Origin of the sequence: Cytobacillus spartinae, assembly GCF_042865285.1 — a bacterium.
In the GTDB taxonomy this organism is placed as follows: domain Bacteria; phylum Bacillota; class Bacilli; order Bacillales; family Cytobacillaceae; genus Robertmurraya_A; species Robertmurraya_A spartinae.
Genome location: NZ_JBIACK010000010.1, coordinates 1 through 13,073, shown reverse-complemented (window position 1 = coordinate 13,073; position 13,073 = coordinate 1). Strand labels below are relative to the sequence as shown.

General features: G+C 36.2%; 14 protein-coding genes. 2 read left to right on the top strand and 12 right to left on the bottom strand.

Annotation, left to right across the window (positions count from 1 at the left end; genetic code table 11):
• Positions 1 to 26: 26 nt before the first annotated feature.
• The 7 genes from ACFYKX_RS17875 to ACFYKX_RS17845 all read right to left on the bottom strand — a co-directional run bounded on the left by ACFYKX_RS17875 (position 27) and on the right by ACFYKX_RS17845 (position 6,880).
• Complete coding sequence (locus ACFYKX_RS17875; RefSeq protein ID WP_389362630.1) at positions 27 to 809, bottom strand: DUF92 domain-containing protein; 783 nt, start codon at positions 807 to 809, stop codon at positions 27 to 29.
• Positions 802 to 1,371 (bottom strand): 5-formyltetrahydrofolate cyclo-ligase, encoded by a 570-nt coding sequence (locus ACFYKX_RS17870; protein WP_389362437.1) that lies wholly within the window; start codon positions 1,369 to 1,371, stop codon positions 802 to 804. Before ACFYKX_RS17870 ends, ACFYKX_RS17875 begins: the two co-directional genes overlap by 8 nt.
• A 144-nt stretch (positions 1,372 to 1,515) precedes the next feature.
• On the bottom strand, positions 1,516 to 1,665 hold the full coding sequence (gene rpmG / locus ACFYKX_RS17865; RefSeq protein ID WP_322445075.1) for a 50S ribosomal protein L33: 150 nt from the start codon (positions 1,663 to 1,665) through the stop codon (positions 1,516 to 1,518).
• Between the two features lie 64 nt (positions 1,666 to 1,729).
• Positions 1,730 to 2,359, bottom strand: coding sequence for a hypothetical protein (locus ACFYKX_RS17860; protein ID WP_389362436.1), 630 nt, complete (start codon positions 2,357 to 2,359; stop codon positions 1,730 to 1,732).
• A gap of 6 nt (positions 2,360 to 2,365) precedes the next feature.
• Positions 2,366 to 3,814 (bottom strand): sugar phosphate nucleotidyltransferase, encoded by a 1,449-nt coding sequence (locus ACFYKX_RS17855; protein ID WP_389362435.1) that lies wholly within the window; start codon positions 3,812 to 3,814, stop codon positions 2,366 to 2,368.
• 9 nt (positions 3,815 to 3,823) lie between these two features.
• The gene (locus tag ACFYKX_RS17850; protein ID WP_389362434.1) at positions 3,824 to 6,190 is read right to left on the bottom strand and encodes a glycosyltransferase; all 2,367 of its coding nucleotides are present in this window, start codon (positions 6,188 to 6,190) and stop codon (positions 3,824 to 3,826) included.
• Positions 6,191 to 6,880 carry a DUF4912 domain-containing protein gene (locus ACFYKX_RS17845; RefSeq protein ID WP_389362433.1) on the bottom strand — a complete coding sequence of 230 codons (690 nt, stop codon included), beginning with the start codon at positions 6,878 to 6,880 and terminating at the stop codon, positions 6,191 to 6,193.
• Positions 6,881 to 7,276: 396 nt separating this feature from the next.
• Between ACFYKX_RS17845 and ACFYKX_RS17840 the strand changes: the two genes are divergently transcribed.
• Together ACFYKX_RS17840 and ACFYKX_RS17835 are read left to right on the top strand one after the other, a co-directional pair.
• Positions 7,277 to 7,657, top strand: a complete 381-nt coding sequence (locus ACFYKX_RS17840; RefSeq protein WP_389362432.1) for a hypothetical protein — start codon at positions 7,277 to 7,279, stop codon at positions 7,655 to 7,657.
• A gap of 3 nt (positions 7,658 to 7,660) precedes the next feature.
• Complete coding sequence (locus ACFYKX_RS17835) at positions 7,661 to 8,188, top strand: aminodeoxychorismate lyase (protein ID WP_389362431.1); 528 nt, start codon at positions 7,661 to 7,663, stop codon at positions 8,186 to 8,188.
• Positions 8,189 to 8,222: 34 nt separating this feature from the next.
• Here ACFYKX_RS17835 and phoU read toward each other — a convergent pair whose 3' ends face one another.
• From phoU to ACFYKX_RS17810, 5 genes are all read right to left on the bottom strand, one after another.
• Complete coding sequence (phoU, locus tag ACFYKX_RS17830; RefSeq protein ID WP_389362430.1) at positions 8,223 to 8,882, bottom strand: phosphate signaling complex protein PhoU; 660 nt, start codon at positions 8,880 to 8,882, stop codon at positions 8,223 to 8,225.
• A gap of 69 nt (positions 8,883 to 8,951) precedes the next feature.
• The gene (gene pstB, locus ACFYKX_RS17825; protein WP_389362629.1) at positions 8,952 to 9,773 is read right to left on the bottom strand and encodes a phosphate ABC transporter ATP-binding protein PstB; all 822 of its coding nucleotides are present in this window, start codon (positions 9,771 to 9,773) and stop codon (positions 8,952 to 8,954) included.
• A gap of 32 nt (positions 9,774 to 9,805) precedes the next feature.
• Positions 9,806 to 10,690 (bottom strand): phosphate ABC transporter permease PstA, encoded by an 885-nt coding sequence (gene pstA, locus ACFYKX_RS17820; protein WP_389362429.1) that lies wholly within the window; start codon positions 10,688 to 10,690, stop codon positions 9,806 to 9,808.
• Between the two features lies 1 nt (position 10,691).
• Positions 10,692 to 11,648 (bottom strand): phosphate ABC transporter permease subunit PstC, encoded by a 957-nt coding sequence (pstC, locus tag ACFYKX_RS17815; protein ID WP_389362428.1) that lies wholly within the window; start codon positions 11,646 to 11,648, stop codon positions 10,692 to 10,694.
• Positions 11,649 to 11,769: 121 nt separating this feature from the next.
• Positions 11,770 to 12,759 carry a PstS family phosphate ABC transporter substrate-binding protein gene (locus tag ACFYKX_RS17810; protein WP_389362427.1) on the bottom strand — a complete coding sequence of 330 codons (990 nt, stop codon included), beginning with the start codon at positions 12,757 to 12,759 and terminating at the stop codon, positions 11,770 to 11,772.
• Between the last annotated feature and the right edge of the window lie 314 nt (positions 12,760 to 13,073).

Here is a 13,073-nt window from a genome sequence, read left to right as displayed (position 1 = left end):
CCATTACGGTATTTTTAACAATATTGTTACAGTTTATATAGAATGATTCCAATGATCACAGCGATTAATCCAGAAAGGAAATTCACGACGTCATTATTAAGTAGATGGCTACCCTTAAGCAACTGAGTTTCTAATCCACAATGGGTGCGTTTTTCAGTTGTTGTATCACATTCACGACAACGATATAATGCTTGGGCATAGGCTCCAAAAATCGTATCTATTATGTTTCCTAAAAAACCGGATATAAAAATGATAAAACTACTTAGCAAACTGAGTTGAAATAAGTACATTGAGAAGGAAGCAATTACGAGAGAGCCTACTATCGCTGCATTTGTACCTAATAAACTCATGGCACCGGAAGTTCCTTTTGGGACCACTTTAAACGTATGAATAGATATGGGTGAATTTCTACTTAAGGCTCCTATTTCAGAAGCCCAAGTATCAGAATTGGAACTAGCGATTACTATACAAAAAGCGATAACCCAAAGAGAATCTGGATGAAAGGCATATGCCATGCTCATAGCTGAAGCAACTCCCCCATTTGCAACTACCTGCTCCCAGTCTCTTTGTGATCCTTTAGCATGTCGATCCTCAACCTGTTTTTTATGGATTTTCTTAAATTTTGACAACAAACTTGATGAAGCAAAAAACAACCCTAATAGGAGTAATCCTTTTAATCCTAATCCTAGGGCTGTAAAAATACCCACAACAGCCGCTGCTACGCTTCCTGAGATCGTTAGAAAGCGCAGGAAATAACCTAACAGAACTGTTACCAATATAAATAAAAGTAACACAACGATATTAAACATCAATCAAAATAGATTCCTGATCTGTAATTATTTGTGAAACGGGTAGATCATGCTCTTCAACAGGTATATGGTCTAAAATTTGTTGGTGAAATGCCAAGGACACTGTTTTCCCATTATAGGACCCTAAGTAGCGGTCATAATAACCTCCACCGAAACCTAGCCTGTAACCTTCGCGAGTAAAAGCTAATCCCGGAACAACTAATAAATCAATCTCGTTTGAATTAGTCTCTTTCGTCATTTCTTCAATCGGCTCGAGCAAACCAGAATACACCGTTTCCAACTGATTAAATGCCGTTAATGTTCTAAAATTCATTACTCTAGCCTTGGGGTCACACTTTGGTATTACTACCGTTTTATTCTCCTCCCAAGCTTTACGAATGATTTGAAACGTATCAACCTCAGGCGGGTTTGAGATGGTAATTCCAATTACTTTTGACTTTTGCCATACAGGATTCATAAAGAGGTTATTTGAAATGGTATAGGATAGATATTCATATTGTGGTTTCGTTATTGAAGATAGCTGACTTTGAAGTTTTTTACGCAGATCCTTTTTACTTAACATAGACATCCTCCTCATTTACTTCGTCATTCATTTCCATCTTACAAATTTGAGCCGATATTATGTATTTATACAATCTTTTACATTATTGGTAGTATTTTAATCTTTTTAGACAACAAAAAAAGCAACGGGAAAAATCCCCACTGCTTATTTTGTTTCGCGGTGTAATGTAACACGCTTTAATCTTGGGCTGTATTTTTTCAGCTCAATACGATCTGGGTTATTACGTTTATTTTTCGTAGTGATGTAGTTACGATCACCAGTTTCAGTGCAAGCTAGAGTAATGTTTACACGCATGTTATTTCCCTCCAAACTATGTTCATGCTAGTTCGTTCATACGACTTTTCTATAATATCACTTTTTAAAAGGAATTGCTAGTCTGTTTTTTCAAAAGTGCCTTATTTAAACGAGATAGCTCCTCTTTATTTTTCCCATAGATAATCCATGAGTGTCCTTTAGCCGTCTTTTTAGCTGGAATTTCCATATTTAAAGAGAAAATACTTGCAACGGTCCCCTTTGCCATTGGTTGATAATGTAGATTGCCAATCTTTTCATTTCTCCAAATTTGATCTGTATGAGCATTCCAGAACGGCTGGACCGTCATTTGTTCCATCTCTTTCCCCTGACAACATCCATTTACTAAAAAAACTGTTTTATTTGTTAGATGAAATAAGACATTCTCTGTAGGAGAAACAAACGTAAAATGATCTTGCACGGGATATTGATGTTGATTCATGCATAGTAGCTTTATCTTTATAGGTTGGTTGTTATGGTTCTTAACAGATAATTCGTGCAATTTTATCTTTGAGTGGACAAAATGTTCTTTCATCTGAATCGTAATGGATTCCTCGGTAACAATTTTTTCATGACCGTTGTGTACCCAATAAGTTCTACCATTTATCCAAATACCTGGCGTTGTCACTAATTGACATCTAGAAAAAGGATGTTTCACCACTTCCTCTTCCATAGACAAATATGTTTTGGCTTCCATTTTCATCTACACCTTTTGATAGTTTTTTATTTGTTGTACATAATACCTTGTAATCTCTAGTGCCATTTTCTCGTCTTTGGAGTGCGAACAAACAACTAATGCTCCGTCTTTTTCACCTGAATATATTTGAGTCCAACTAGCTTCATCATGAATAAACTTTATTCCTTCGGATAAGTCAATTTCTTCTACGCCGCCTTCTTCAATTAATTGTCTAATAATCCTCGCCTTAATTGAATTCGGACAATACACAGTTGCTACTTTAATCCCTTTTGATTTTCTATCTTTATCACCCACTACAGGTACTGGTCTCCCCTGAACTCCTGGGAGTTTTTCTACCTGCACTTTTTTAAAATAGGAGGAATCTGGTATGACTTTATCTGGTTCAACCTGCACGTTTTCACCGATGACACAATCTTTCCCTATTCTGACAAATTGGCCAGTCACACTGTTTTTTAAAAGAATGGTTCTCTCACCAATATGATTATTGCTAGCAACAACAGTCCCATTTAAACTTGCATTCGAATCAATCACAACTCTATCCCAAATGATAGAAGCAGAAATAGAAGCAAAAGGGTTTATTTTTGTTCCTTCACCAATGATCGTTCCTCCCGATACACTAACACCATTTTCAATGATACAATTGGCGCCAATTAAAAGGGGACCCTGTAAGGATGCTAACTCATGGATTGCTGTGTTTGGACCCACCCAAATTTGATGCCCAATTTCTGTATAGCCTAAAGGGACCTTTTCTTGTAGAGATAATAATTCTTTTTGTGACTGAAGATATGTGGACAAATGCCCTATATCAATCCAATAACCGCCCTTTTCATATGAATAAAAAGGAATCCCCTCTGATAAAAAAATTGGAAACAAATGATGGCTAAAATCACAAAATGTATTTGGTGAGATCCATTTGAGAATATCAGGCTCTATAAGGTAAATACCTGAATTTACTTGGTCACTACACGATAAATTCTTTGAGGGCTTTTCAATAAACTTACGAATACTACCATCTTTATACCTTAAAACCACCCCATACTGTTCAGGATAAGAAACCTTAGTTGTAAGGATGGTAAATTGACTTTTTTTCTCTTTATGAAAATGAATGGCATCCTTTATATCGAAATCTGTAAGAAGGTCCGCACTTATCGCTACAAACGTTTCATCAAGATACCCGCTTAAGGATCTGATTCCACCTGCGGAACCAAGAGGATTGTCTTCAACAAAGTAAGTAAGGTTTACACCGTAACGACTTCCGTTCCCAAGAAATTTAATGACTTTTCCACTTAAATAATGGAGCGTAATCGCAATGTCCGTAATCCCTTGTGATTTGAGCCAGTAGATACTGGACTCGATGACAGGGGTGTTCATGATTGGGACAAGAGGTTTAGGAGTCTGTAACGTTAATGGATGAAGTCTTTGACCCTTTCCCCCTGCCATAATAACCCCTTTCATAATACCCTCCTATATCTTGCAGTTTAATAAGGTCTCGTCGAATATCCTTTTCGTTTCTTCAGCTACTCTTCTCCAGCTGAAAAGACTTTCTATCACTTTCTTTGCATTTAGACCCATTTCTATTGAAACATCCTTATGATGTAAAAGAAAATCAACTTGCTCTATAAAGCTCTTAGGGCTATTAGGCGTCATGATTAATCCCGTTTTCGAATGTTGGATAATTCCTTTTAATCCTCCAACGTTGGACACAATCGTTGGTTTGGCAAACAACATTGATTCCAATGCCACAATTCCAAACGGCTCGTAGCGACTTGGAAAAACCGCCATTTCACACTGAGTTAACAATGCATTTCTCTCTTCATCACTTACAAAACCAACGAAGAATACCTTGTCTTCTAGTGCCAGCTCTTTAACTTTTTTACGATACTCTTCAAGCATAGGACCTTTTCCTGCAATGATGAAATACAAATCAGAATGAGAGTCCCTCATGATATGAGCCGCTTCTATCAATGTATCAAATCCTTTTTCCTGAACCATTCTGCCAATTGAAAAAATCATCTTTTTGGAATAATGAATGGGGAAGTTGATCAACACATCACTATCCGTTGTCACCTGATTTTGTTCGTTAATCCCATTAGGAATAATGGCTATCTTTTGGCTATCTATGTTAAAAACTTGCTCTACTTCGTTTTTCATAAAATCACTGCAAGTAATAATAAAATCCGTACCTTCTGTCAATTCTCGTTCTTTCTCGTGGATGAACTTTTGCATTTCTGTATAGATTCCTTGATTTCTTCCGTATTCTGTAGCATGTATGGTAGTGATGAGTGGAACATCCAATCTTTCTTTTAAGGAAAGAGCTGCTGCTCCTACAAGCCAATCATGAGCATGAATTAACTCGAATTGATGGATCGTCTCAAGTTCAGTCACCTTTTCAACCATAGCCGTGTTTAACCCAAACGTCCAAGCAATAAAATCATGATCATGTTCGTTTAAGGGCCTAACTCTATGAATATGTACATTACCGACCCGTTCAAACGGTGGAAGATGATCAACTAAAGTAGTGATGATGTGGACTTCATAGTCTAGTTTAGCAAGCCCTTCCGCTAAACCGTGCACATGCCTTGCAAGACCCCCAACCACATTAGGTGGGTATTCCCATGTTAAGACTAACAATTTCTGCTTTGTCCCCTCAACTACGTTTTGTCCCTTTGTTAGATTTGGAAGTTTTGTAAAAACGGATTGCCGAAGACTACTAAACTGAATCGTTTCATCTTTCGTTAGTAAGTTTCTTAAATAATAATAACGAATTACATGTTTTTTTAGTGTATCCCCATCAACATTACTTCCGTCTGACAATCCCCCTACTAAGAGAAGCCATTCCTTTTCCATTTCTGTTCGTATTTCAAGCATTTGGCCATCTGTTAGCACTTTACGTAAACGCTCAATATCTTTTTCTATAAAGTGGCATTCTGTCCAATTGGCTATTTGTTCAGGAATAAACAGCTCAGAATGTTGATATCCCTCTAGAAAGGAAGGGCATAAATGAACTGTCTCTACATCAGGTATCTCTTTGGATGTAACCATCTCTATAACACCGTTTCTCAATAGTTCATTTATTTTTTCTATATGATGATGTTCCAATGCACAGAATTCTTCAAGGGAAAGAGCAATCGTTTTTTTAGAACCATAATAGTTATCATCCATTAACTCATTACTATTAATAAGGAATTCATGAAACTTCCTTTCTAGTGGGTAAAAGATTAACCCGTGTGGCGATTTAACTGGTGATTCACTGAATCTCGGAGATGGATCTGCAAAATGAATAGTTTTCGAATCAATAAAACTATATTTTAGTCCTAGTGTAACCAAGCATAAATCTAGACCAGGACTGTATGCACCTCGGGGGAACCAAAAGCCCTCAGGATGACAAGAAAAATAATCCTCTAAGATGGAAAGCGCATTTTGAACTTGAAGCTGTAAGCCAGTTTGGGTGGATATGTACGGTAAAATAGCACCTGTTAGCGGAGTTGCTAACAAATCCAGTTTTCCCTGATTCCTTAACTCACGAATTACTTGAATTAGGTTTCCATTCCACTTTAACCATCGTTGATAAGGAATAATGTTTGCACGATCTTTTTGTAAAAAAACAGCAAACTCCTCTTTAAATTCCTGTTTGTCAATTATCTCGTAGAATATAGGTGGAATTGCTAGGGAAAGATTTATCGTTCTAGGTTGATTCTTTAATCCAGAAAGAAAGCACATGAAATTCTCTGTAAATGTAAAGAGCCGTTCTTTGTCTACACTTGTGCTATTTATATAATCAATTACTGGAACATTAGAGTGAACAATAAGTTGAATGGTAGAGACCCCCACTTACTTCCCCTCCTTTTCAATCAAGTTTTCATAATAACTGTAGGTACTAACATGTTCCACCCAGTTTGGTGGATGATTGGTACTATTTAAGAAGTTAGAGATATCCCCCGTTAATTGACCAACCTGATCCCTACTAGTCCGTGGCACATGGATGGTATTTGATCGGAGTAATGGTAGAAATTTTTGTTCTGTTAATTTAATACCCATCTCCAGACAGTAGCAACGCCCTGGTTTCAAGCCTTTAATCATCCAATAAGTTTCATCATTCATTAAAGTAATTTCTTGAGATGAGTGAGCATTCTTTCCATTAAAAATAATGCTCGATACATCATGTACTTTTAGAACTTGTATATAGCTTTCAAATGGATGGCCATAAAAGCGAGAAACCAAATCTTTCTTGTGAGGTGAAACACTCCAAAACGCCATTAATCTAGCAGAATTTAATAACCAAGCTACAAGATCATCTTTTTTGATTCCTGGAAGTTTCTGAGTCAATCTCCGACCAACTTGTTGTTTTATATCGTTCTCTCCTGAAACTTTAACTGTATTCTTTTGATTTAAGAGCTCTGTATCTATTTCGCTATACTTCTTCCATTGATATTGAACTTTACCAACAGTAGAATCTAGTTCCTTTGCAATTTTACGAAAGGATAAACCTTTCCTACGTAACTTTACGATTTCTTCAATCATATCCTCACCTCTACTCAAAAAATTTATAGTATATGCTGAAGTAACCCCGAATATTCCTATATCTTCTATATTTAATGTTAGCATCGAAAGCCAGTTGTAACAATGAACGCATTTTGTCGTATCTTGTATTTCCTAGGCAATAAGTTGATACTTAAATGTAATTTCTTTTTATACAATTAATATTTATTAGTTTCAGTATCGATTCGACATTTTTCTAGCCAGATAAACGACTTGTATCCGACAAGTTTCATTTCTTTTTAGAATTTATTAACGATACCATCGAATTTTGTCTTGTATAATGTTAAAATACTTTTGTTCATTTTTTATTTTTATACTTTACTTTGAGGAAAAATTTAAGGTATATCTAGTAGTTAAATTTAGTCCATATGAGGTGACATGATGGAATACATTATGTTCGGTTTGCTTTCATTTTCACTCTTGCTAATGATTGTTTCCCTTTTTATGAAGGACCGGTATAAAGAAATCAAATCGGAGCTCGAGCAACTCTCGATGCAACAAATTCAAGAAACTTATCAAATTAAAAGAAAGTTAAAAGTACTAGAAGAAGAGCTTCTAGTTAATGATGGAGATTTCCCACAACCGCTACCAACGTATGCATCTGGGAGCAGCAAAAAAGAAATACATGCTATTATTAAAAACCAAGTATGGTCATTGGCCCAGCAAGGCTTGTCACTTGATCAGATTGCAAAACAATCCTCTCTCTCCATTGAAGATGTACAAAGAATCATAAATGAACTTTCAGTTAGAGGAGATTAACGAATGAACAGACAAAGCTTAAGAGCATTTGCGTTTGGTATGTTATTCTCTGTAAGTGCCATAGGCAGTTACTATTTCATATTTGAAGACAAACGAGAGGTTAATTTAACAGACGAGGAAGCAAAGGAACTTTTAAAAAGTAGTGGCTTTGAAGTGTTAACTGTTAAAGAATTCGAGGAAGCAAAAAAAGCAGCTATTGAGGGATATGCTAAAGAACAAGAGCTATCTAAAGAAGTAGAAGAGAAAAAAGAAAAAGCGGATAACGAAAGAATCGAGGAAAACGAAGAACAAGAAGATTTCACTGATGAAGAAGAAGAAAAGGTCCTAACCTATGAACTTGAGATTAAGAGTGGAATGAGTACAGCTGAAATCTCATCGCTTTTAGCGAATGCGGGCATTATCGGGGATGCTGCTGAGTTTGAACAATATTTAATTAGCGAGAATTATAATACAAAAGTTCAAGTTGGTACATTTGAATTGACTAACAAAATGAGCAAAGATGAAATAGCAAGAATCATTACAAAAAGCTAAAGAGAAATTCTCTTTAGCTTTTTTGTTCTATTTATTAATCGTTTAAATCGTAGTGTCTTCCTTTTACTACATAGAAAATGCTTTCGGCAATGTTCGTTACGTGGTCTGCGGCTCTTTCTAAGTAACGACATGTAAATGATAGCTGAGTAATTTGAGGTAAGAATTCAGGCTTCTGCTGATTGATACGAAGAAGCTCTTGAATCGTCTCACCATATAAAGAATCAACCTTATCATCCATATCAGCTACCTGCTTTGCTTTAACAACGTCCTCTTCTGTAAATGCTTCTAATGACAATTTCAACATTTTAGAAGTGATTTCGTACATTTCTTTAATATGAACGATAGGTTTTACATGCTCTTCGTTTCCGATACGAATGGTAGATTTTGCAATATTAACTGCAAAGTCTGCAACACGCTCAATGTCAGTTGCAATTTTAATGGCAACAATAATTCGTCTCAAATCAATTGCTACTGGCGATTGCTTTGCAATTAACAAAATAGCAAAGTCATTAATTTCTTCATACATAATGTCTGCTTTATTGTCATCATCCATAATTTCTAACGCTAATTCAATATTTTTCGTTTCTAATGCTTCTACAGATTTCTTTAGAGCATTATCTGCAAATTCACCAAGTTCTATTAATTTCTTTTGCAATTCTTTAATATCATACTGAAACCTTTCACGAACAACCATCTAAGAAACCCCCTTCGCATTTAAAGAAAATCGTACGCTTAACCGCACGACTTTCCTCATCCAACAAAATCATCCAAAACGCCCGGTAATATAATCTTCTGTTCTCTTATCAGACGGTGTAGAGAAGATTTTATCTGTTTCATCATATTCAACCACTTCACCATTTAAGAAGAACGCAGTTTTATCTGAAATACGAGCAGCCTGTTGCATATTATGTGTAACGATAATAATACTAAAGTCCTTTTTTAATTCCTGCATTAATTCTTCTACTTTAAGGGTGGAAATTGGATCTAGAGCTGATGTTGGCTCATCCATTAAAATAACATCCGGTTCAACTGCTAGACAACGAGCAATACATAATCGTTGTTGTTGACCACCTGATAATCCATATGCATTTTCATTTAGACGGTCTTTAACTTCGTCCCAAATTGCTGCACCACGTAAACTTTTTTCAACAATCTCATCTAATATCTTTTTATTTTTAATGCCGTGGATTTTAGGACCATAAGCAATGTTCTCATAAATTGATTTCGGAAAAGGATTTGGCTTTTGGAAAACCATACCTACATGAGTTCTTAGGTCTTCTACCTTATACCCTTTATCTAAGATACTCTTTTCTCGATATAGGATATCACCTGAAATTTTCACTACCGGAATTAGTTCAACCATTCTGTTTAACGTTTTAATAAATGTTGATTTACCACAACCAGAAGGTCCGATAATTGCCGTAACCTCATTTTCATAAATCTCGAGGTTAATATTCTTTAATGCTTGATCCCCACCGTACCAAAGATTTAAATCGCGAGTATTATATACGACCTTCTTATTAGAATCAGCTGTGTTATCCTGAACACCCGATGTCTCAACTGTTCTTTTAACGCTTGCCGTCATAACTGCCATTTTGAAAACCCCTCCATCATCCATTAAAATCTTCTTTGAAACTTATTTCTAATGATTACAGCAATTGAATTCATAATAAACAATACTACGAGTAAAACTACAATTGCTCCTGCTGCTAAGTTTGCATATTCCGAAACAAGTGCAGAGTCAATCGTCCAATAATAGATTTGCATAGGTAACACTGTAAACTTATCAAAAATCCCATCTGGAAGTGGAATTAGTAAAGCTGGAATACCGAGAACAACTAGTGGAGCAGTCTCACCAATTGCACGAGAAAGGGCAAGAATAACTCCCGTTAAGATTCCCGGAATAGCTGCAGGTAGTACCACATTTTTAATGGTCTGCCATTTCGTTGCCCCCATCCCATAAGAAGCCTCTCTCAAGTATTGTGGTACCGCCCGAATCGCTTCCTGACTTGCGACAACAACAACTGGAAGTACTAAAAGTGCCATTGTAAACCCACCTGCAAGGACAACTGCCCCAAGGTCAAGGCCTCTAACGAACACTGTTAATCCTAAAAGTCCAAATACAATAGAAGGTACGCCTGCTAAATTTGAAATATTTGTTTGTATAAAAGCTTGTAAACGACCTTTTTGGGCATATTCCTCTAAATAGATAGCAGTCCCAACACCTAACAACATCGTAACTGGAGCTACTACAAGCATTAACCAGAGAGTACCCGTTATGGCTCCCATAATGCCCGCTTTGACAGGATCGTTGGAGTATTTACTTGTTATAAACTGAAGGTCAATCCAACCTAAGCTTTGTGCAAAGACACGATAGATTAATACTGCTAACACAATTAGCCCGAAAAGGGTTGCTATTAGAAAGATCCCCTTTGCTAGGTTATTGATAAACAGACGAGAACCCATTTTCTTTTGTACTAATGAAGAATCTACATATTTCATATTAATATTCCTCCCTAAATTTACGAGAGATATATTGAGCAATTAGGTTCATGATCATCGTAAATACAAACAACGTCATTGCAACAGCATAAAGGCTAAAGTATATAGTGGACCCAGCAGGTGCCTCTCCACCAGTGACTTCTACAATATATGCCGTCATCGTTTGCATGGACTGTGTGATATCAAACGTAAAATTTTTAGAGCTTCCACTTGCTATTGTAACAATCATCGTTTCTCCAATTGCGCGAGAGATTCCAAGAACGAATGAAGCAACGATTCCGGAAATAGCTGCAGGTACAACTACTCGCCATGTTACCTCTAGTCTTGTAGCCCCAAGAGCTAATGCTCCCTCTCTCATTGCATTTGGTACTGAACTCATGGCATCTTCTGATAGAGAAGCAACCATAGGTATAATCATAATTCCCATTACAATACCTGGACTTAGAATATTCGTTGGCTCTAATCCAGGAACAATTTTAGTTAATAACGGTGTAACAAATGTAAATGCAAAGAATCCATATACAATAGTAGGAATACCTGCAAGTATTTCTAGCATCGGCTTAATAGCTCTTCTTACTTTTTCTGATGCATATTCACTTAAATAAATGGCTGACATTAGTCCAATCGGAATAGCAACAAACATTGCAATTGCTGATGATATTAAAGTACCTGTAAGTAACGGCAACACCCCAAATTGCGCATTTTCACCTAAAGGCTTTAATACAGTACCTGTAAAGAACTCAAGAAATGGTACTTCTCTAAAGAATGCTATTGTTTCAGATAGTAACGTAACTAAAATACCAACAGTTGTTAAAATAGAGATAATGGCAATGGTTAAAAGGATCTTGGGCATAAACTTTTCTAGTAAATTTCCTGCTGAAACCTTATTCTTATTTTGCGCTATTAATTCTCTAATATTGACCTTATTAGCGTTTTCCAAGCTAAAAACCCCTTTCATCCTTACATCTATTATGTTTGTAAGGTGAAAATAAAATTCATCATGATAGAACAGCATAAGAAGATGAGAAGGCTCTCCTTCTCATCTTCATGTAATTGAATAACAAACTTCTCTTACAAGATTATTCTTTTAAACTGTTTAGAGTTTCAATTGTCGCTTGAACCTCTTCGTCTGTTAAAGGAGCGAATCCAGTTTCTTTAGCAACTTCTTGAGCAGTTTCCATTGTATAGATTGCAAAATCTAATACTTGTGGTTTTTCTTTAGCCATACCAGTATTTAAGTAAGTGAAAACCGGACGAGTGAACGGTGCATATGCGAAATCTTCACTTTCACCGATTGTCTCTAAGCTTGGCTCAACAGGGCCATTGCCAAAATCAACATTTACAGCAGAAATTTTATCTTTATTATTGTCGTAGTATCCAAACCCAAAGAATGCAATCGCATTTTTCTCTTTAGAAACTAAATCAACTAAAGTTGAGTATTCTTGTTGTAAATTAACACCTTCAACTAAATCTTGCTCTTCTAAAATACTTTCCCAGAAGAACTCGTAAGTTCCGTGGTTTTCATTAGGGCCCATTGTTACGATAGGCTCATTTGGGAATTCTGGGCGAACATCAGACCAATTTTTCTTGTTTCCTGAAGCTAAGAAGATTTGTTTGATTTCATCAGCAGTTAACTCAGTAGCCCAATCATTATCTTTATTAATAACGAACGTTAAACCGTCTAGAGCAACTTTCATTTCTTGAACTTCAATTCCTAATTCTTCAGCTGTTGCCTTTTCTGAATCTTTAATATGACGTGATGCGTTATTAAAATCAGTTCCATCTTCAACTAAGAACTTCTTAAAACCTGCAGAAGTTCCAGCACGTCCAACTTCAACTGATACATTTTCTTGTTCATTAACCATGTAGTTTTCAGCCATTTGAGACATGAATGGAAATACAGTACCAGAACCGTCTACTACAACGCTACCTTCTAATTCAGTTGTTTCTTCTCCGTTATCAGCTCCATCAGCATTACCTGATCCCTCTTCGGTTTGACCGCAAGCAGCGATGAACGCCATTAGAGCTCCTAGCATTAAAAGTAGGCTTAGTTTCTTAAGACTTTTCATTTTACTTAATTCCCCCTAAGGTTTTTGGTTGTTTGTTTTGTCCTACAGTTATTAGAATAAAGGTTCACTATTAATTCTGTTTTAATCAAATGTAAAGCTTTTGTAAATTCGGAAAGAAATTTGTATAACTTTGTCGGCAGTGTGTATCTGATAGTAGTTTGCCACATAACTTTTTATTTTATCGGTCACTCAAAAATAAAAACTGCCCTTTTAAGGACAGTTTCAGATTGTCGACAAAAGGCATCGAGACTTCGATGCTTTTTGTCTTTTTTATTTATTTTGGAGGGGAAATGGTTGATTTCCGCTCCAGGCGC

What these genes read in the sequence shown, in the direction of transcription:
- ACFYKX_RS17875 (WP_389362630.1), bottom strand. Translation starts at nt 809, where the DNA reads ATGTTTAATATCGTTGTGTTACTTTTATTTATATTGGTAACAGTTCTG.
- ACFYKX_RS17870 (WP_389362437.1), bottom strand. Translation starts at nt 1,371, where the DNA reads ATGTTAAGTAAAAAGGATCTGCGTAAAAAACTTCAAAGTCAGCTATCT.
- rpmG (WP_322445075.1), bottom strand. Translation starts at nt 1,665, where the DNA reads ATGCGTGTAAACATTACTCTAGCTTGCACTGAAACTGGTGATCGTAAC.
- ACFYKX_RS17860 (WP_389362436.1), bottom strand. Translation starts at nt 2,359, where the DNA reads ATGGAAGCCAAAACATATTTGTCTATGGAAGAGGAAGTGGTGAAACAT.
- ACFYKX_RS17855 (WP_389362435.1), bottom strand. Translation starts at nt 3,814, where the DNA reads ATGAAAGGGGTTATTATGGCAGGGGGAAAGGGTCAAAGACTTCATCCA.
- ACFYKX_RS17845 (WP_389362433.1), bottom strand. Translation starts at nt 6,880, where the DNA reads ATGATTGAAGAAATCGTAAAGTTACGTAGGAAAGGTTTATCCTTTCGT.
- ACFYKX_RS17840 (WP_389362432.1), top strand. Translation starts at nt 7,277, where the DNA reads ATGATGGAATACATTATGTTCGGTTTGCTTTCATTTTCACTCTTGCTA.
- ACFYKX_RS17835 (WP_389362431.1), top strand. Translation starts at nt 7,661, where the DNA reads ATGAACAGACAAAGCTTAAGAGCATTTGCGTTTGGTATGTTATTCTCT.
- phoU (WP_389362430.1), bottom strand. Translation starts at nt 8,882, where the DNA reads ATGGTTGTTCGTGAAAGGTTTCAGTATGATATTAAAGAATTGCAAAAG.
- pstB (WP_389362629.1), bottom strand. Translation starts at nt 9,773, where the DNA reads ATGACGGCAAGCGTTAAAAGAACAGTTGAGACATCGGGTGTTCAGGAT.
- pstA (WP_389362429.1), bottom strand. Translation starts at nt 10,690, where the DNA reads ATGAAATATGTAGATTCTTCATTAGTACAAAAGAAAATGGGTTCTCGT.
- pstC (WP_389362428.1), bottom strand. Translation starts at nt 11,648, where the DNA reads ATGAAAGGGGTTTTTAGCTTGGAAAACGCTAATAAGGTCAATATTAGA.
- ACFYKX_RS17810 (WP_389362427.1), bottom strand. Translation starts at nt 12,759, where the DNA reads ATGAAAAGTCTTAAGAAACTAAGCCTACTTTTAATGCTAGGAGCTCTA.